Source organism: Patescibacteria group bacterium (assembly GCA_004297215.1).
Lineage (GTDB): Bacteria > Patescibacteriota > Patescibacteriia > UBA9934 > GWF2-40-263 > 2-01-FULL-63-20.
In genome coordinates this window covers 708,457-726,456 of the sequence record SCUM01000001.1, presented here as the reverse complement: position 1 = coordinate 726,456, position 18,000 = coordinate 708,457, and the positions used below count along the sequence as shown (strand labels likewise).

The window sequence follows — 18,000 nt, the reverse complement described above, 5'->3', positions numbered from 1 at the left end:
AAAGAAAAGCCGCCGGCTTGTAGAGGCGGCGGTCGTCACCCGGTCTTGCGCAGCCGTTCGAAAGGGAAGAACCGCATCGTCCCTTGCCGATCCTCAAGGAGCACCACGGTGTCCTTGGGGAGATCCCTGAACGGAGGCAGGGGGGTGGAGATGAGGCCGAACGCCCGACGGCGTCCGCCGACCCGGTCCGCGCTGTGCTGTGCGACGTCGAGCCTGCAGCGGTACGCAGACCCGTCCGGGAGGAGCAGACTCAGCTTGGCGTCGCGCAGCGCCTCCAGGCCGTCGGCGAACGCATAGCCTTCCGGTGCGACGAATGCCACGGCCGCCGTCTGCATCGAATGGGCTGAAAAGGGCAGGGCTATATGCTGAATCGTCGTCTGCCGGAACAGGAGATGAACGAGCGTTCCGTCGCGGGAGACTTCCATGGGATACCTCCTTCCACGCAACGGAAAATCCTACCCGTTTTTCCCGATCCCGTCAAGCCCTAAGGCGGTCTCGGCATTGACGAGACAGGCTGCTCCTGGTAGTCTCAACGCATTAAATCCTTTAGGCGCCGGTCTTGGAAGCGGGTCGGCAACCCCTTCTCGGACGGTCGCGACGCATATGATGGACGTGAAGGCCAAGCAGAAGATCATCGAGAAGTTCCGGACGCACGCGTCCGACACCGGCTCCCCGCAGGTGCAGATCGCGATCCTCACGAGCGAGGTCGGGATGCTCACCAAGCACCTCAAGGAGCACAAGAAGGACTACTCGAGCCGCCGCGGGCTCATCAAGAAGGTGAACGAGCGCCGACGCCTGCTCAAGTACCTCGAACGCGAGGACGCGAAGGCGTCCGACAAGCTCAAGAAAGAACTTGAATTGAAGTAAGGCAAACCCCCGCCCTCGTGCGGGGGCTTGCTCGTCCTATGGCATCTTCGCAACATCCGGACCAACGCGTAGGCGTGTTCATCGACACGCAGAACATGTACTACAGCGCCCGCTACCTGTTCGGGAGCAAGGTGAATTTCAAGAACATCGTGGAAGACGCCGTGGCCGACCGCCGCCTCATCCGCGCCACCGCCTACGTGGTGAGCACGAAGGGCCAGGAGGAACAGCCGTTCTTCGAGGCGCTGCAAAAGGAGGGAATCGAGCTGCGCCAGAAGGAACTGATGGAGTACACGAGCGGCCAGAAGAAGGCGGACTGGGACGTGGGGCTCGCCGTGGACGTGATCCGCATGCTCGACATGCTCGACGTGGTGGTGATCGTGTCCGGCGACGGCGATTTCGAGCCGCTCATCGATTACGCGAAGAACCGCGGCCGCATCGTGGAGGTGATGGGGTTCCGCGAGACCTCTTCCAGCAAGTCGGTGGAGGCCGCCGACCGGTTCGTGAACCTCTCCGACGACAAGAAGCGCTACCTGCTCGGCGGCATGCGCCTGAAGAGCGCCAAGGCCCAGGAAGACGTGCGCGTGGCGCTTGAGCGCTCGACGGACAGCCCGGAAGGGGTCGGCGGTCCTGGCGTGATGCCCGGCGGCAAGAAGCCGGCCCGTCCGGCCGCGACCCAGGAGGAGCGCCGTCGCCGCCGACTATCGTTCTAGCCATCAGCCGTTAGCTGTTAGCCATTAGGAAACCCTAGTGGCTAAAGGCTAATCGCTAAGGGCTCGTGCCCATATTCCCGTCCGGACTCAGAGAAATCGAGCTGGTGCTCGATGCCTCCCGTCCGGACAGGACAAATTCGTTATGCCAGAGGTGAAATCATTCTCCGCCGAGTGGGGAGGCAAGACGCTCACCATCGAGACCGGCAAGTATGCCACGCAGGCCAGCGGCTCCTGCACCGTCCGTTACGGCGACACCATCGTGCTCGCCACGGCCGTCATGAGCGACTCCGGACGCGAAGGGATGGATTTCTTCCCTCTCATGGTGGAATACGAGGAGCGCCTGTACGCGGCCGGCCGCATCAAGGGGAGCCGGTTCATCAAGAAAGAAGGCCGACCCACCGACGAGGCCGTGCTCGTGGGCCGCGCCATCGACCGCGCCGTCCGCCCGCTGTTCGACGACCGCATCCGCACCGACATCCAGGTGGTCGTCACCTGCCTTTCCTTCGACGGGGAGAACGATCCGGACGTGCTTGGCTTGATCGGCGCCTCCTGTGCCCTGCACATGAGCGACATCCCCTGGAGGGGCCCCATCGCCTGCGTGCGCGTGGGATCGATCGGTGGGGAGTGGGTCCTGAACCCGAGCTATGAGGCGCGCAAGAAATCCGACCTCGACCTGCAGTTCGCCGGCACCTCCGAGAAGGTGATCATGGTGGAGGCGAGCGCCACGGAAGCGACCGAGGAAGTGGTGCTCGGCGGCTTCTGGTTCGGCATGAAGCACATGGGGGCGCCCATCAAGCTCATCGAGGAAGTGCGCGCGGCTTGCGGCAAGGAAAAGCGCGACGTATTCGCCCCGAAATCCGATGTGGAAGCGGCCAAGAACGCCCGTCGCGCGGAGGTCGAGGCAATGGCCCGCCCGTTCATCCATGGGGCCACCAAGGAGCTCATGTTCGGCGCCCCGCGAGCCAGCAAGGTGGAACGTGCCGCACAGAAAAAGGAAATCAAGAAGCGCACCGAGGCGTTCCTGTCACAACAGGGAGTGGAAGGGGATGACGTGAAGTACGGCACCGGCATCATCGGCAAGGTGGTCGAGGAGGCCGTGTCGCTCGCCATCCTGCATGAGGACAAGCGCGTGGACGGACGCGGGATCCGCGACGTGCGCGCGCTCGTGTGCGAGGTGGACGTGCTCCCGCGCGTGCACGGCAGCGCGCACTTCAAGCGCGGCGACACGCAGGTGCTCGCGACCGTCACCCTCGGCGGCCCTGGCGACGCCCAGGAGCTCGACGGCATGGAGCACGTGGAGAAGAAGCGCTTCTTCCTCCACTACAACTTCCCCCCCTACTCGGTGGGAGAGGTGAAGCCCATGCGCGGCCCGGGCCGGCGCGAGATCGGGCACGGCGCGCTCGCGGAAAAGGCGCTCGCGGGCATGATGCCGGAAAAGGAAAGCTTCCCGTACACCATCCGCGCCGTGAGCGAGGTTTTTGGATCGAACGGCTCGAGTTCGATGGCCTCCACCTGCGGAGCGACCCTCGCGCTCATGGCGGCGGGCGTTCCCCTCAAGGCGCCGGTCGCCGGCATGGCCATGGGGCTCGCCACCGACGGCAAGGGCGGATGGAAGGTGATTACCGACCTGCAGGACCTCGAGGACGGCGCGGGGGGGATGGACTTCAAGATCGCCGGCTCCGCCATGGGGGTCACGGCCATCCAGATGGACACCAAGACCGACGGCCTCACCAAGGACGTCATCGAGGTCACGTTCGGCCAGGCCAAGGAAGCGCGTCTTCACATCCTCGCCGCGATGCTCTCGGCGATCGCCGCGCCCCGCGCGGAGCTGTCACCGTACGCCCCGCGCATCATCACGCTCAAGATCAACCCGGAAAAGATCGGCGCGGTCATCGGCCCGGGCGGTAAGATGATCAACGAGATCATCGCGGTGACCGGGGTCGGAAGCATCGACATCGAGGACGACGGCCTGGTGATGATCACCTCCGTGAATGCCGAGGCGGCCCAAAAGGCCCTAGCCTGGGTCCACAACCTCACTCGGGAGGTAAAGTTGGGGGAAACGTTCGCAGGAAAGGTCACGCGCCTCATGAACTTCGGGGCGTTCGTGGAGTTCCTGCCAAAACAGGAGGGGCTTGTCCATGTGAGTGAAATGGCCCCTTGGCGCGTGAACGAACCTGGTGATATCGTGAAGGTGGGCCAGCAGGTGCAGGTAAAGGTGACGGAGATCGACAACCTTGGCCGCATAAACCTGTCCATGAAGCAGGCGGAGGGGAACGTCTACCCAGAGAAACCGCCCGAAAGTGCCATGGGCGGCTCGTCGACCCGTCCGCCGGCACGCCCAGGCTTCGGGAACGGGCCCCGGCGACCGTAACGAATCATGAAAAACCTCGGAATCCAGCTTGGGACAAGCCAAACAACCCGCCATCGGCGGGTTGTTTCGTGGCGCATCATGGCGGCGGTCCTGTGTTTTGCCATGACGTGGGGGGTTTCCGGGGCGTGGTTCGGCCGTGACACCCTATCCGCAGCCGCGCCCGAAGGGACAATCGCCGTGGCTCGATTCACCCCTCGAGGGGGAAGCTGGGACGTGATGGGGCGGACGCTTGGGGCCTTCCCCCTCATTTCCAATCGCTCGCTGACCGTTTTGGACATTCGACCGTTCGTCCAAGGTGAATTTGCCATTTTCTTCGGTCCTGACGGCAGGCGGTCTCTTGCGGTTCGCTCGGACGACCGCCACATGCCCATGGCAGCACTTGATTCCCAAGGAATCGTGGTGGAACGGATAAAACGCCATGTCTTTCTCCTTTCTGACCAACCACAACCGATCCATGGGATGCCTGTTCGTCGCGCGTGGAACATTCCTCCCGCTGCATGGAGCGGATCACGCGATATCGGTTCGTTTTCTACTGCGGACGACCTTGTCGGCACGATGTATGTAACACGAGACGCATCGCTTGAAATCCGCTTTCTCCCAAAGGGTTTGCCAAGCATGTCCATTCCGGCTTACGAAGGAATTATTGCCTATGTGGCTACACCATTGTTGCCAAATCTAGACCTTCGTTGGCTTTCTCCATCTCTTTCCCAGCTTGGAGTCCCTCTGCGAGGGCCAGAGGCGGAGTCGATTTCGACCTGGACATCCGGGCCGGGAGCCATCCTTCTTGGGAAGAACGATCGGTATCTGTTTTCAATTGAAAAATCAAGGCTTGATGGATTTGCCGCGCAGGACGTATTGCGTCTTTCGGCCGCCATGCAATCCCCGACGACGAAAGACTGGCTGCTGCCTGACAATACGAAGGCAAGTGAAATCATTGCGGACCCTGGGAAGACCACGGTGGAGTCCGTCGTCATGGCAGGACATGAGGTTTTGGGGGTCCTTGTACGTAACGGAACAATCCTTCAAACCACGGAAGATAGGGGGAACATCCTTTTTAGCAACGATCCTGATCTGCTTCAGTCGTGGATAACGGAATCTCCACGAAGCCAAACGGCCTGTGGTGGGAATGTTCTGTTCGTGGATCTTCCGGCCCTTGTAGGCTTATCTGCGATGTTCCCAGACACCATCCAACCATCTGTCCTTTCAGAGCTTGCACGTGAATTTGCTAGTGTTTCCGTGAACAATAATTGGATGCAGACAACGATTACTTTTTGCAATTAAATGTGGATAACTCGTGTACAACTGGGTGTAAATGTGGATAACCTAAATTGACCATTGGGACTATTTCTTACTTCCTTAGCTCAACAGAGCTGAATAACAATCCTTTGACACAAACTTTTATTCATGGTAGATTATAGCAGTACCCGACACGCTCCTTCCCCAACCTCCCACCCAACCATTGGGAGACCCTGCGAAGGTCCCAACAAGCATGCGCTGCCCCACGGCGCCTGCGAACTTTCGCAGGCCATCCCGCTTCTCTACTGCTCCGATGCGAAATCTCGGTAACGAGATCAGTATCTCGGCCCGTCCGCCCCATCATACGGTCTTCCTTTTCGGAAGCCGTCTGCGGATAAGACCACTGAATGGTAGAGAGGTGCGTTGGACACTCTGGCTCCATGGCCGGTAGATGTTCGTTTGTGCTTCGAGTCCCGATCCGGTTCCGTCCGGCGCGGAACCCGGAGCTCAAACGAGCTCGCCCCATTCAGCCGTCCACTCTCAGAGAGGGCAGCCCATATTTTCCTATAGGGGTCACGCCCTCTCACTTTTTTTCGGAACATCCCCTGGTTCCGTTTGCCAACACCCTTAAAGGGTGATATTTTATTAAAAGGTGCTAAAGTTAGATGATTTTTGACTTTATGGATGCTGCATTCATCGACAAAATGAAAGGACTTTTGGTGATGGAGAAGGCTCGTCTTGAGCATGAACTTGGGCAATTCGCCCACCGCAACCCGCAAGCGGCTAAAACGGAATACACGGCGGATTTCCCGAACTCCGGCGATGCGGAGGATGAAAACGCTTCAGAAGTGGCTCAATTCAGCGACAACTTGTCCCTCGAAGATGAACTGGTCAAGGCACTTCGCGATGTGGAGGGAGCCCTGAAGCTGGTGGATACGGGGACCTATGGCACGTGCAAGTACTGCAAGCAACCCATCGACGAGCGTCGTCTCATCGCCAGGCCGACCTCCACCTCGTGCATCCAGTGCAAGAAAACGCTTACCCAGGAGATGTGAAGCCGGGCATCGCTCGTGCACTCGCCGTCCTTGGGACGGCGGCCGTGGTCGTCACCGACGAATGGATCAAGGCGTGGGCGCTCCAGGCGCTCCCAGGCGATGAGGCGATTGCGCATCCGAGGCTCGTGGAGCTCGTCGTCCATAAGAATTTCGGGATTGCCTTCGACCTTCCGTTCAGGATGCCGATTATCCTCGTGACCACGGGAATCATCGCCGCCTTTCTCGTGCGTCTTGCCTGGACATCAAGGGTGCGCCGGCCGATGGGAAGCCTTTTTGCCGTTATCATCCTGCTTGGGGCCGCCGGGAACCTGTTCGACCGCCTCGCCTACGGGTTCACGGTCGATTATGTGCTGCTGTTCGGGCGCCTGGCGATCAACCTGTGCGACATCCTCATCGTCGCGGGGGTCGGAGGGCTTCTGTTGAGTGGAGGGAGGCCGCCGCGCGACTTGACAACGGCTCCCGCATCGGGTATCCTATAGTCAATCAATCACATGACCCTCGCCATCCGGCGGGGGTTTTGTTTTTCTCCTATGAGACAGGTCATTTCGGCCACCATCCTCGGCATCGACGCCGTTCCCGTGACGGTAGAGACCGACATTTCGTTCGGGATGCCTAATTTCAACGTGGTCGGGCTTCCGGATGCGACCGTAAAGGAATCGCGCGACCGCATCCGCGCCGCCATCAAGCACGCGGGGTTCTCCTTCCCACGCACGCGCATCACCGTGAACCTCGCTCCGGCAGACGTAAAGAAACAGGGGCCGCTCTTCGACCTTGCCGTTGCCATTTCCATGCTGTTCGCCAGCGGCGACCTTACCTGCCCGCCTGTTTCGGATGCCGTCATCCTTGGAGAACTGGCGCTTGACGGGAGCGTGCGGCCGGTGCACGGCATCCTGGCCGCCGCGCGCATGGCGGCAAGCCGCGGACTCAGGCGGATGTTCGTCCCGTCGCAAAACGCCCCGGAAGCCGCCCTGGTCGACGGCATCGAGGTGTTCGGCGTCCATTCATTGAGCGCCTTGGTGGACCACTTCACCGGCATTTCGACGCTCCAGAGGTCCGAACCGCTCCCCCCGAAGCCTCCTGCGCCATGCGAGGTGGATTTCTCGGACATCCGTGGACAGGAATATGCCAAGCGGGGGCTGGAAATCGCGGCCTCGGGGGGCCACAATCTCCTCATGAAAGGCCCGCCTGGCACGGGGAAGACCCTTCTTGCCCGCGCCCTGCCGGGGTTGCTCCCGCCACTCACGAGCGAGGAAGCGATCGAGGCGACCACCATCGCATCGGTCTCCGGGATGCTGGCGGGCAACGCACTCATGCGGCAGCGGCCATTCCGTACCCCCCATCACAGCGCGAGCGCCGTCGCCCTGGTGGGAGGCGGAGCGAATCCGCGGCCGGGCGAGGTGACGCTCGCGCACCGCGGCGTGCTGTTTCTGAATTGGTGTGCATTACAGGTGGCTTATTTACCGGCCAATATCGCGGTAAGTTTCAGGAGCATTTTCTCGGGACGTTTCATGTCGTGCTCCCACATTCTTAGTATTTGCCATCCAGCGATCTTATAGTGCCGATTAACGGCCTTGTCGCGGGCTTTGTTGCGGGCGATCTTCGGTTCCCAGTATTTCTGGTTGCTCTTGGGCATAATGCAGTGTTTTTTGCAGCCGTGCCAAAAGCAGCCGTCTACGAAGAGGGCTATTTTTTGTTTATGGAAAATAAAATCCGGTCGGCCGGCTGCTTTCTTGCTGTGCCGTCTCCAGCCGGTAATCTTGTTGTGGCGCAATAAAGAAATAAGAGCCATTTCGGTGCTCTTATTTCCCACGCTCCGTATCGAGGCCATGTTTTTTGACCTCTGAATTTTTGTATGCTTGTCTGCCATTTTATTTCAGCTGATAGTAGAAATAAGTGCCGTTCGGGAATTTTATGTTAGGCACCCACAGGGGCTTGTCCTGCCAGCCTTTGCTCGCCTCTCCTTTGAGGCGGTACATGGTCAGAACGAGCCGATCTTCATGCTGTGCACCAATCTCGCGGTCAGTCGGCGAGAGGAGGGTTCCCGTGCCTTTGCTGATGCTTCTTTCGGTGCGGACAATCAGACGACAGTCGTATTTGACGTTGTTTTTTCGGAGCGTCTCAATGCAGTCAGGGAATGAATGCTGGTTCCATAGGTCGGTTTTTTCAACACCCGCCAGTCGCAGAAGTTTTTCTGCCTCATCAAGCGAGATGTCGCGCTCGTCATCCTTTGCTCCCAGCTCCTTGTCTATCTCTGTCAGGTTCGCTGAGGTTGGAAGCAGCGGGAAGTAATTCACGCCTCCGGCCACAATCATCAGGTCTTCGCGGAGCACCACGCTCATGCGGGTCGGTTTGGTGCCGGCGGGGCTTAAAATGCTGACTGCCTGCGGGCCTTTCTGCCGGAGTGTTTCAAAGAGCGCATTGTTTGCATCATTCAGTTCGCGGAAGAGCTTTATCAGCGGCTTGGGGCTGAAGATTCGGCATAGCCCGGGATCGCGGTCATAGCCGAAGACGCGCGCATGCTGCCAATAAGTGTCGGCCTGCGGAGTTTTGGCGCTTCGGCAGTAATACACAACCTGCAGGCCTGGAAAAGTCACGCCACGGCCGAGAGTATTGCCTCCGATTACGATGTTTAGGCCTTTGTCGTAGACTGCTCCCTCTGGCGTCTTTGAGTTGAGCACCACAATGTTGACGCTTGGCATGCCAGAGCGGAGGAATTTCATTACATCCTCAAAGCTCTTTATTCCGTCCTTTGTTTTTGAGAAATCCTGCCATGCATCTCGCAGATCAAATTCCAGCGTCTGCGAATTGGCAATAAGGTCATTTTTTACGCCCTCGAGAAATTTCTCGACTTTAGTCCGCACCGTTGCATGTTCGCTGATGCGCGCACCCGGATGTATAAGCATGCTGCAAACAGGCTTCTCTTTGGTAAGAAACAGATCAGAGGATGCAATAAGAAAATGGAGAACTGCTTTGCGCAGGCCGATCGGGACATGCTCGGCTTTCAAGAGATCGTCCCGCTCGTTGTCTTCCGTTTCTATGAGATTCTTTGATTCCTCTCCGTAGAAGAAATCGCCTCCGAGGTAGCCTTCGCCCGGCGGTAGATAAAAAGAGAATTGTGGCTTCCAGTTTGAATTTGAAATCTGAAGGACAAGCGACTGTGGCGTGGCGGTAACGTGCAGGTACATTCCTGACGGCGCCTGACGGCTGATTTTTTCTAAAAGTGAATTGATGGTGCTCTGCTCATGCTGGTTCACCTTGGTGTTGAGGCTTGATGCATCTGCCTCGTCGTCGAGCAAAAACAGTGGCTCGTCTTTATAAAGCGCATTGCTGCTTATGTTGTTCGCCCATGTCTTCAGCACGCTTGAATTCTTTTTGAGCACGATAATTGTCGGCATTTGCAGCCCGCGCGTAATAAATGCCTCCTCGTCCATTTCGCCAAGCACATTGAAGCCGGCCATAAATCCGCCGAGGAAAGTTTTGGCGCGCTCGAGTGTCTGCTTGTGCAGCAGCACGTTGTCAGTCGTTACCAGTACAAAAAATTTGAAGCCCTTGTCGGCGGCTGCAGCAGCGATCGCGAGCATCTGCCCGGTTTTCCCGCTCTGTACATGGCCGTAAAGGAGGCCGGAAATGTGGCTGTTGTAGTCAAATGTTTCGATGTGCTTTTCTGCGAATTCCTCCGCACTTTTTTTGAGCGCATCAACAAGACGCGGCCCCTTGGCCTCGCCCACGCGTTTGAGGTAGTTGTCTAAGTAAGCGCTCATATTGTTTTATACCGAAAAGTCGAGAAGCCATGTGTCCGGATCGTTTGTCTCTTTTAGGGAGATAGTGCTCCGACCATATTGCTGCAGCACTTCGTCTGTTACCGGCTGGCCGACTTTCAGGCATCCAGTCCGCTCCAGCCTTCCTTTTATCCAGCGGCCGAGTATCTTCAGGTCGCCCTCCGACCTGAAATTCTTTCCGTAGTCGCCCTGAATTTTGCATTTGAACCGCCAGCCGTCGTCAGTAAGAACCTTGATCACTGAATCAGGCTTTGGATATCCGTCTGCAGCAGTAATCTCTCTCGAGACAACAAGCTCGACTTCGTACCAATGCCGTGGGCGCACTGCTCCGGTTGCTCTGGCGAACCTGCCTTTTCCGAAGTACACATTGAGATTGCTTTTTGGCTCCGTTTTGAGGGGAATATCAAAGACCCGTCCTGTTGTGGCGGACTCATCGATTCTGCCGTATTCGTCATTGTTCGCCTTTTCAACATCAATGATGTCTTCCAGAAGTCCTTTTCTTTCAATAAAAGTCGCCGGTGTTGGCATTTCAAGAATATCGCGAGAGGCCTTGGCGATCAGATCGTCATGCAGCGTGTCCAGCTCTTCGAGAACGCCTCCTTCTGTAAACAGGGCATCTACTTCCCATTGCCGGTTGTCGAGGAGGTTGCCGAGATTTGATGATCCGAGCATTGCAGAGATAGGCGCCGGCACGCCGTTTTTGCGGAACACGTATGTCTTGCCGTGATATTTGAAGGCTGTGCAAACATACACTTTGCCGATCTCTTTTTCTTTCAGAAAATTGGCAAGGTCTATGGCTGCGTCGTATTGGGGTCGGGTGAATCCCTCCCGTCCGTGCATGCCGATCACAAGGCTGCAGGTTTTGACTTTGTGCTCCTCAAAATAAAAAAGCAGGATGGATTTAAGCTCCAGCAATGATTCTTCCGTTATAAAGCCAGTGGCTATTTTTATGTTGTCTGAACCTACTACCCCGTTTTCAAATGCTTCGCTGAATGAAGAATTGCTATATTTGCAGGGGCTTATGTTCGAATATAGGAGTTTCATGCGATGTAAAAATCATAGTTCGTCTAAAAATTTCCTGATTGCCCGGGCTATCGGTTTAATGCCCGCAGGGGGCACCGAGTTTCCGATCTGCCTTCTGACTTCGGTTATCGACCCGACAAATTCAAAATTATCCGGATAGCCAAACAGGCGGGCGCGCTCGCGGTTTGTCAGGGGGCGCGGTTCGCTGTAGTGGTAGCCCCATGTTCCGCCACCTCCGCCGGCAATGATCGTAGTTGAAGGCTTGTCCGGATGCAAGCGCCGGTATACGTGCGAGATCATGCCCTTCACATAGTGCTGCGAATTTTTTGGTATGTCTGAAAAGTTTCCGCCCGGAGGAATGATTCTTAGTTTTGCGATCGTGCTCGGCTCAATTTTCTGGTGCTCATTGTTGAGCTGCACCCTCTCTACATCTTTCAGGGCTTCTTTCGCAGTGACATACGTTTGTGGAGTGTGCGTCGGCTTCGGAAGCACGAATTCCTTATTGAGGTCTTTCCGCACACCGATAATAAGCACGCGCTCTCGGAGCTGCGGGGCGCCGTAGTTGGCGAAGTTAATCGGGTAGACATCTACCTTATATCCAGCTTTTGCGAAATCGTCAACGATCTGTCTGACCGCCTTTCCTTTGTTGGCACTCAAAAGACCCTTCACATTTTCGGCAACAAACATTTTCGGCTGTTTGGCTACCACTACGCGCACGAAATGGCGATATAGGTTTCCGCGCTCGGTCTTGAGCCCCATGCGTTTCCATATCATAGAAAAATCTTGGCAAGGAAATCCTCCGGTTATGACATCGCACTCGGGAATATCATCTGTCTTAATTTCGACGATGCTTCCTTCGGCGATGTGGCCCTTGAAATTTTTGCGGAACGTCTCGCATGCCCAGTGATTTACGTCGTTTGCCCATACGACATCAAATCCGGCATCTTCGAAGCCGAGATCCATTCCGCCGGAGCCAGAAAATAGCGAAGCTACGCGGTGCGCGCGCTTCTTGCCGGCCTTGCTCTCCTTAGACTTCGTGGTGGTATTGAGTTTTTGGAGAGTTGTTGTTTGCATATAATTGTATTATACCCGATATTTGAAAAAAATGCCGCTATTTTTACGGCTCAACTACGGCATAAAATGCAATTTTGCGGCCTAGTTAAGCCGCAAAAACGCTCAAAAAGTTATCCACAGGCTGCACATCATAAATGATGACGTTGCACTACAATGTTGCATTTCAGGATCAAAAGGTCAGAATCGCTCCATAATGTCTAGCACTTCGTCCGGATACTTCGGATTTACTGTCCCATTGTAGAACCATAGCTTCTCGCGCGTGGTTTTGTTTTTGTAATAGGGAGCAGTGCGGGGATTTTCTCCGCCGAGATTGAGGCCGACATGTTCGATCGCTTTTTCGGTACTGTCAAAGTCCGTCCGGCAGGAAGCCCAGCCGAATGGATTGTTTCCGCAGGCCTGCTTTCCGCCGGATGATTCGCGCACAGCGATTGCCGGCAGAAGGCGCCAGTCAAGGCCGTACCGCTCCGCAACCTCCACAAATTCCGATCCGTAGCCACGAAGTGGCATATTTCGCTCGGTAAAGTATGCGTCAACGCGCTCAATTTTGGCCTTACGCGGGTCTTCGGCTGCAGATTGGGGCAATGCCGGCTTCCTGCCGGTATCTGCGCCCTGCGGGGCAACAGCGGGTTTTGGGTTTGCCGTCAGCAGTATGCCTATAGCAACAAGAGCGACGGCAAAAGATATCGCTCGTTTCATAGGCGGCTGGTTAATGCCAGCCGGCCGGAGCCGGCTATTTACCCGCGAAGGGAAGATTGCCGGATGTTTCTCCTTTATTCGAGAAGTAGAAGGAGAAGGCCATGCCGGAAAGCACCATGAAGTCCTTCGCTTCGAGCTTCCCGAGGAAGAATCCGGCGCATGCTGCGACGGCCATCAGGATGAATACGATCTTGCTTGCAGATTTGAGGATGTTGCTCATAGTTTTGTGTTACGCGTACAGCGCATTGAGTTTTTGTATTGTTTTCTCTCCGACCCTTCGGCCCTGAAGGGCATTGAGTTCGGCCATTGGCGCTATTTTGTGCCTTACCTGAAACTGATAAACGCCTTTCGCAGTGATCGCGCCGTAATATCCGGTTGAGGCTGTGTTTTGCGGGAACAGTCCCTCGTATCGCAAAATGTCCTGCAGCGCTTTGACATCGGAGTTTGTCATGCCAAATGTGAGAGGTTTTGAGAATCGGTATTTTGGCTTCGGATTCGGAGCCGGCTGTGGCTGGGGAAGAGGTTTTGTCTGATCTTCAAACTGGAAGTTCACGAGATAGCCGGCATACCAGTTGCGCGCTTTGTAGAAGTCCTCGGTAATCACGCGCTGTCCGTTGAGTCCGAATGTCGGGCCCCAGCTGTCTTCAATGATGAGTGCTTTTTTGCCGTTCACGAGGGTAAAGTCAACGGCGGTCACCGAATGCCGGTTAGTGCTGCCAGCGTAAAGGTCGAGATTCGGATTCATTACCTGCGGAGTGTCCGTCCACTCGCGGTATTCGAAGTAAAACCAGACCATGACTCCCTTGCCGGTGGTCTGAATGAGGGATGCCACTGTATCAATGTCTCGGATCGGGAGTGCAACGAAATTCGGCACCGCAAACACTTCTCCGACTTTGCGCTTGTATTCCTCAATGACTGCGGAGTCCATCTGCCCGTCGTTCATGGCCTGCGAGGGGGCAAGCGCTTCGAGCGTCACGCCCTTGCGCGCAATGTTGCGGGCATCAACGGCCACCATTCCGCCTGCCGGCTTGTTGCTGCGCCGCTGATAAATATCTGTTGCCGAAAAATGAACGTATATTTTGTCGCGGAGCCAGCGCATGATTCCCATTTCTTTTGCTTCGGTCTGCGCAACGCAGGAGCCGGAACCATCCTGATTGAAAATTGGAAACTTGCGCCACTGATCGCGTGGCTTCTCGATCCAGTTAACGGGGTTGATCGCGGCCACGATCTCCTCGAACCGGTAGTCCTTCTCTTTTTCTGATTCCGGACGCTCGTCGATGACTGCGCCGGACATAAACATTTGCTGGTTTTCCATATGATTACCTTCTTTGGTTAAGGTTGCCTTTTATTTCGCCGAGAATTTCTATCATCTTGGTGTTGTCGGAATGAATTGTGCTGATGAGGTTTCGGTTGCCCTCTTCGAGTGTTTCCCGAAGGGAATGGAGGTGGTTTGAATTCATCGCGCGGAGCTCATTGAGAATTGCTTCGCTCAAATGCCCTTCGTTTCCGCCGTTTCCGTTTTTGCGCATTTTGAGGTACGAGAAGAATTCCCGTATCGCTACGAGAAAAAGTACGGCTACGGCACCAAGTTGTATTAAGCTCTCTGGCATAGGTTATTTTGTATCATCTGGCCTGATGTAATTATAGCATTAGCTGATGTGATTTGAAAGTGTAAAAAGTGACTTGTCCAATGGGCTGGAGAAACTGTAAAATGCCAATGATTGCAACGTTTTTAGACCTTTATGCGCAAATTTGTGGACAATTATCCGGTGCTGGCATATCTCTTGGTTATAGGGATTGCTTGGGCTGCGGGATATCTGCTTTGGGGCATGGAGGATGCCTTGGATGCCGTCGGCCTGATCGTGGTTCCGGCCGTTCTTGCGCTGGGCCTCGGAGCCGGACTGTGGAAGCTCTGGAAGGGGCGCAAATTGGATGAGTGGGAATCCGGCATACTCGGTCTTATCGGACTGGCGGGATGTATGGCACTGTTTGTTTCTTTTTGGCTTTAGACGAATTCGGAATGTAGGGCGATTCAAATTTTCGGATCACGCCTTCCTGCTCGAGCAAATCTTCAATGCGCGTTTTAAGCTCCCGCTCCCGGTAGCTTTTTTCTTTTTCAATATCAAAGCTCTTGCTCTTTATGCCGAGCAGGTTGTACAGTGCTTTTTCTGCCAGCGAATTTTTTTCGTCGGTGTTCGCTCCAGCTGTGCTGTAAATTCGGCCGAGAAATGTGTTGATAAAGTGGAGCTTGTACGGGTCGCCGATGTAACTGTAGGTTCCGTCTTTTTTCGGAACTGCTTTCACATCGAGGAATTTTGCGAGCGCAGGAACTTCCGGCACCCACTTTGCGACGTAGGTTGATTTCTCGATCGGCTGTCCTCGGAATAAATCGTATCGCGTTGCCAGCTCGATTGGATATTTGATAAGAGGAGCTGTTTCCCCGATCAGACCTTCAAGCGTGCGCCGCGCGCTCCCCCGAAAGAGCCGGTTGATATCTTCAGCCGGCAGCACGTTGATGCCGTAGCGATATTTTACTTCTCCGGTCTTTTCGTCTTTGCCCGCACGGAACGAGAATGCTTCCTGAATGTACGGCGGGAGATACTGGCGCTCCTCGTCCTCTTCGGCTGAGTACGCTTTATTGCCGATCTTGCCAATCGCGGCATACTTGCCCGGCTGCTTGGCAATCTGCTCGAGCTGGAGCGGGATATTGCCTCGCGTCCAGCGGTAGAACGGCATGAGGCGCTTCATCACGTTTTTCTCAAATTGGGTTATGCCCTCCGGCGCGTAGTCGAAGTGGAATTTGAAAACCTGCATTGCAGCATCTCTTGGTGCATCGCCCTTCATCAGGCGGTCGACAAACAGCGGAAGGCGGAGACGATTTTCCACAACCTCCATGACTGCCTGCGGAGTTTCGCCGAGTTTGCGGAGCGTGCCTTTTCCCATTTCTTTTTCCACTTCTTTGAATACGTCCAAGTAGCCCGGCTGTCCGGTGACGCCGAGCTCGCGGGCAAGAGTGCGCACCTGGTCGTAGGTGTAGGTAGTGCCGACATTGGTGGTAAATTTTCCGGCAGCTCCCCGGGCAATCTGGTCGCCCTGAATATAGCGTGCGGGATTTTTTACGCCCCCGAGCCAGTTATTGAAAAGTCCGCCCATGAAGTTGCGCCCGTGGAATGCCGGAAACCATCCTGTGACCGATCCTTTCCATACTGCGAGCGTGCGGTCATAGAGGCGCAGGAATGAGTTTGTCGCCTCGTCGTTTGAAAGTATCCGGCGTGTTTCGTCGAGATGCTTCACGATTGGTTCCGGCAGGAGCACGCCTTTGAGCTGGGGCACGGAGCTTTCCACATAGCGCACGCCGTCCTGAATGACCGGCTGGGCGCCCCGGACTGTTTTTCCAGTTACGGGGCTTTTGAAACTTTTTGATTTTGCCTTCATGCCGAATTCTTTGCCGATATCTCTGAAGAAGTCGTGCGTGCTCACGGCTTTGATGCTTTCGGCTTTCCGGCCAGCCAGCGCTTTGAATGCATCCGGCTCAAACAGATTGATGCCGTGGGCCTGCTGGAATTTTTTGTTGATCTGGGCGAGCGTTCCTTCGAGCTTGCGCTGTTTAGCAAACGGCGTCCGCACCCGGAGGGGCTTGGTAAGCTCGCCGGAGACCGTTCCGCCTTTCTGCATAAACTCGCGCGCTTCCGGCGTTAGGAAATGACGCAAATATCCGCCGTCTTTCAGTTCTGTTTTCAGAATGCCACGCGATTTTTCGGCTTTTGAAATTTCTTTCTGTCCTTTTTGAAGCGTACTGATCAGATCGGCGACCTGCGAGCGTTCCGCTTTCGGCGCGACTTCCCGCACAACATGATAGTCGATTGCCTTCGCGCCTTTTTTGAGTGCGCCGGCAAGCCGGTGCGCGCCGTCGAGCACCTTCATGCCGTCGGCTGTTTCAATGAGAATAACTTTTGACTTGCTTGCTGCAGCAGTCGGGCGTCCTCTTTTCGCTTTGACTTCTTTTTTTGCGCCCTCTTCGAGCATATTCAAAATGTCCCGGGGTTTTCCTTTTCCGGTTTTGGAAACTGCCAGATTGTCGAGATTGACGCCCTGCGATTTTATGAATTCTTTTTCGTAATCTTTGAGGCCTTTGAGAAGCGGTCTGGCCGGCTTGTACGATGCCGTCTCCAGCAGCTCTGCTGTTTTTGTCCCATACTCCGGCCCCAGCGCTTCTTGCGCCTTTTTGCCGAGCTTGGTGTATTCCTCGACCGTATCTGCGATCTTTGCGCGCGTGCCTTTTGCGAATGTTGTAAATTTTTCGGCGTATTTTTCTCCGCCCGGAAGTTTTTTGATATCGGAAAACGGCACGAACGCTTTTGCGCCGAGCTCTTTCGCGCCTTTATAGACCGCGCCTACTGCCGGAAGCTTCTCGAGCGCGGTGTCTGCCAGCGATGCGCCTTTATTGATCGCGGATCGTGGCACAATCTCCTTGCCGGCAAATTTGACCCCGCCTTTGGCGAGCAGTTTTTCTCCGCCCTCCTGGGCAATCTTTTTGGCGAGAGCTTTCCGCGCTGCCTCTTCGCCGACTTCGGCAATTGTTTTCTTGAGCAGCTTGGTTCCTGCTTTATTCAAAATGACCGAGCCGCCTTTAGCGGCCAGCTTTGCGCCTCCGCCGTATCCGAAGGTGATGTATGTGGTCGGATCAAGCAGAACATCGGCAGCAAATCCGAGGATCGGATTTTCTATATTCAATGCTTCGGACGGCAGGATTTTTTCTTTGATGCCGGCCTTAATGCCTTTTCCGCTGATGAGTCCACCCACGGCGTATCCGCCGGTATTGAGAACGTCGAGCACTTTCTGCAGTGTCGACCGCTTGCCGGTTTCCGTTGCTTCTTTGGGAAGCTCAACGCCGGACTGCTCTGCAGCAAGCATGAGCCCGGGGACTGTTGCGAGATTCGGCTTGCCGGTTTTTGTGGTTGCGGATGGGGCTGCCTCTGCAGGAGCAGCGACTGTCTTTTTAATGTATTTTCCGTCTGGGCCTTTCTCAAAGCGAAGCATCTGCCCGGGCTGAGCTGCCGGCTCCTGAATTTCAGGCAGTTTGCCGGCAACGGGAACATTCCCTGCTGGCGCAGGAAAGGTTTTAGCCGGCGTGTCGGCTGTCTTTATGTATCTTCCGGTTTTTGGGTCTTTGATGTAGGCCATAGGTC

The 18,000-nt window shown here is 55.6% G+C and carries 18 protein-coding genes; 8 read left to right on the top strand and 10 right to left on the bottom strand.

Going from position 1 to position 18,000, the window contains the following annotated elements; genetic code table 11:
* Positions 1-35: 35 nt before the first annotated feature.
* Positions 36-320 carry a hypothetical protein gene (locus EPO34_03710; GenBank protein TAK04225.1) on the bottom strand — a complete coding sequence of 95 codons (285 nt, stop codon included), beginning with the start codon at positions 318-320 and terminating at the stop codon, positions 36-38.
* A 286-nt stretch (positions 321-606) separates the two neighbouring features.
* Here EPO34_03710 and EPO34_03705 point away from each other — a divergent pair, with 286 nt between their 5' ends.
* From EPO34_03705 to EPO34_03675, 7 genes are all read left to right on the top strand, one after another.
* Entirely contained in the window at positions 607-867 is a 261-nt protein-coding gene (locus EPO34_03705; GenBank protein ID TAK04316.1) for a 30S ribosomal protein S15, read from the top strand.
* 38 nt (positions 868-905) lie between these two features.
* On the top strand, positions 906-1,577 hold the full coding sequence (locus EPO34_03700) for an NYN domain-containing protein (protein TAK04224.1): 672 nt from the start codon (positions 906-908) through the stop codon (positions 1,575-1,577).
* A gap of 142 nt (positions 1,578-1,719) precedes the next feature.
* Positions 1,720-3,948 (top strand): polyribonucleotide nucleotidyltransferase, encoded by a 2,229-nt coding sequence (pnp, locus tag EPO34_03695; protein TAK04223.1) that lies wholly within the window; start codon positions 1,720-1,722, stop codon positions 3,946-3,948.
* A 6-nt stretch (positions 3,949-3,954) separates the two neighbouring features.
* Positions 3,955-5,229, top strand: coding sequence for a hypothetical protein (locus tag EPO34_03690; protein TAK04222.1), 1,275 nt, complete (start codon positions 3,955-3,957; stop codon positions 5,227-5,229).
* 620 nt (positions 5,230-5,849) lie between these two features.
* Positions 5,850-6,239 carry a hypothetical protein gene (locus EPO34_03685; GenBank protein ID TAK04221.1) on the top strand — a complete coding sequence of 130 codons (390 nt, stop codon included), beginning with the start codon at positions 5,850-5,852 and terminating at the stop codon, positions 6,237-6,239.
* Complete coding sequence (locus tag EPO34_03680; GenBank protein TAK04220.1) at positions 6,137-6,718, top strand: hypothetical protein; 582 nt, start codon at positions 6,137-6,139, stop codon at positions 6,716-6,718. Before EPO34_03685 ends, EPO34_03680 begins: the two co-directional genes overlap by 103 nt.
* Before the next feature lie 12 nt (positions 6,719-6,730).
* Positions 6,731-7,795: an ATP-binding protein gene (locus EPO34_03675; GenBank protein ID TAK04219.1), complete on the top strand. Its 1,065-nt coding sequence runs from the start codon at positions 6,731-6,733 to the stop codon at positions 7,793-7,795.
* On the opposite strand, the gene EPO34_03670 is transcribed toward EPO34_03675, so the two are convergent.
* The 8 genes from EPO34_03670 to EPO34_03635 form a co-directional block, all read right to left on the bottom strand.
* Positions 7,693-8,106, bottom strand: coding sequence for a very short patch repair endonuclease (locus EPO34_03670; GenBank protein TAK04218.1), 414 nt, complete (start codon positions 8,104-8,106; stop codon positions 7,693-7,695). The genes EPO34_03675 and EPO34_03670 overlap by 103 nt on opposite strands.
* Before the next feature lies 1 nt (position 8,107).
* Positions 8,108-10,000, bottom strand: coding sequence for a restriction endonuclease (locus EPO34_03665; protein TAK04217.1), 1,893 nt, complete (start codon positions 9,998-10,000; stop codon positions 8,108-8,110).
* A 6-nt stretch (positions 10,001-10,006) separates the two neighbouring features.
* The gene (locus tag EPO34_03660) at positions 10,007-11,062 is read right to left on the bottom strand and encodes an NgoFVII family restriction endonuclease (protein TAK04216.1); all 1,056 of its coding nucleotides are present in this window, start codon (positions 11,060-11,062) and stop codon (positions 10,007-10,009) included.
* Between the two features lie 12 nt (positions 11,063-11,074).
* On the bottom strand, positions 11,075-12,115 hold the full coding sequence (locus EPO34_03655; protein ID TAK04215.1) for a DNA cytosine methyltransferase: 1,041 nt from the start codon (positions 12,113-12,115) through the stop codon (positions 11,075-11,077).
* Between the two features lie 177 nt (positions 12,116-12,292).
* The gene (locus EPO34_03650) at positions 12,293-12,811 is read right to left on the bottom strand and encodes a hypothetical protein (GenBank protein TAK04214.1); all 519 of its coding nucleotides are present in this window, start codon (positions 12,809-12,811) and stop codon (positions 12,293-12,295) included.
* Positions 12,812-12,845: 34 nt separating this feature from the next.
* Positions 12,846-13,031, bottom strand: a complete 186-nt coding sequence (locus tag EPO34_03645) for a hypothetical protein (GenBank protein TAK04213.1) — start codon at positions 13,029-13,031, stop codon at positions 12,846-12,848.
* Between the two features lie 9 nt (positions 13,032-13,040).
* Positions 13,041-14,126, bottom strand: coding sequence for a hypothetical protein (locus EPO34_03640; GenBank protein TAK04212.1), 1,086 nt, complete (start codon positions 14,124-14,126; stop codon positions 13,041-13,043).
* 4 nt (positions 14,127-14,130) lie between these two features.
* Positions 14,131-14,421, bottom strand: coding sequence for a hypothetical protein (locus tag EPO34_03635; protein TAK04211.1), 291 nt, complete (start codon positions 14,419-14,421; stop codon positions 14,131-14,133).
* 132 nt (positions 14,422-14,553) lie between these two features.
* Here EPO34_03635 and EPO34_03630 point away from each other — a divergent pair, with 132 nt between their 5' ends.
* Positions 14,554-14,820: a hypothetical protein gene (locus tag EPO34_03630; GenBank protein ID TAK04210.1), complete on the top strand. Its 267-nt coding sequence runs from the start codon at positions 14,554-14,556 to the stop codon at positions 14,818-14,820.
* Here EPO34_03630 and EPO34_03625 read toward each other — a convergent pair.
* Entirely contained in the window at positions 14,771-17,995 is a 3,225-nt protein-coding gene (locus EPO34_03625; protein ID TAK04209.1) for a hypothetical protein, read from the bottom strand. The two genes, EPO34_03630 and EPO34_03625, sit on opposite strands and share 50 nt — an antisense overlap.
* Positions 17,996-18,000 lie beyond the last annotated feature (5 nt).

Excerpts from the sequence above, each read along its gene's own strand:
- EPO34_03705 (TAK04316.1), top strand. The coding sequence starts at position 607 with ATGGACGTGAAGGCCAAGCAGAAGATCATCGAGAAGTTCCGGACGCAC.
- EPO34_03665 (TAK04217.1), bottom strand. The coding sequence starts at position 10,000 with ATGAGCGCTTACTTAGACAACTACCTCAAACGCGTGGGCGAGGCCAAG.
- EPO34_03700 (TAK04224.1), top strand. The coding sequence starts at position 906 with ATGGCATCTTCGCAACATCCGGACCAACGCGTAGGCGTGTTCATCGAC.
- EPO34_03660 (TAK04216.1), bottom strand. The coding sequence starts at position 11,062 with ATGAAACTCCTATATTCGAACATAAGCCCCTGCAAATATAGCAATTCT.
- EPO34_03645 (TAK04213.1), bottom strand. The coding sequence starts at position 13,031 with ATGAGCAACATCCTCAAATCTGCAAGCAAGATCGTATTCATCCTGATG.
- EPO34_03655 (TAK04215.1), bottom strand. The coding sequence starts at position 12,115 with ATGCAAACAACAACTCTCCAAAAACTCAATACCACCACGAAGTCTAAG.
- EPO34_03630 (TAK04210.1), top strand. The coding sequence starts at position 14,554 with ATGCGCAAATTTGTGGACAATTATCCGGTGCTGGCATATCTCTTGGTT.
- EPO34_03675 (TAK04219.1), top strand. The coding sequence starts at position 6,731 with ATGACCCTCGCCATCCGGCGGGGGTTTTGTTTTTCTCCTATGAGACAG.
- pnp (TAK04223.1), top strand. The coding sequence starts at position 1,720 with ATGCCAGAGGTGAAATCATTCTCCGCCGAGTGGGGAGGCAAGACGCTC.
- EPO34_03635 (TAK04211.1), bottom strand. The coding sequence starts at position 14,421 with ATGCCAGAGAGCTTAATACAACTTGGTGCCGTAGCCGTACTTTTTCTC.
- EPO34_03625 (TAK04209.1), bottom strand. The coding sequence starts at position 17,995 with ATGGCCTACATCAAAGACCCAAAAACCGGAAGATACATAAAGACAGCC.
- EPO34_03690 (TAK04222.1), top strand. The coding sequence starts at position 3,955 with ATGAAAAACCTCGGAATCCAGCTTGGGACAAGCCAAACAACCCGCCAT.
- EPO34_03640 (TAK04212.1), bottom strand. The coding sequence starts at position 14,126 with ATGGAAAACCAGCAAATGTTTATGTCCGGCGCAGTCATCGACGAGCGT.
- EPO34_03685 (TAK04221.1), top strand. The coding sequence starts at position 5,850 with ATGATTTTTGACTTTATGGATGCTGCATTCATCGACAAAATGAAAGGA.
- EPO34_03650 (TAK04214.1), bottom strand. The coding sequence starts at position 12,811 with ATGAAACGAGCGATATCTTTTGCCGTCGCTCTTGTTGCTATAGGCATA.
- EPO34_03670 (TAK04218.1), bottom strand. The coding sequence starts at position 8,106 with ATGGCAGACAAGCATACAAAAATTCAGAGGTCAAAAAACATGGCCTCG.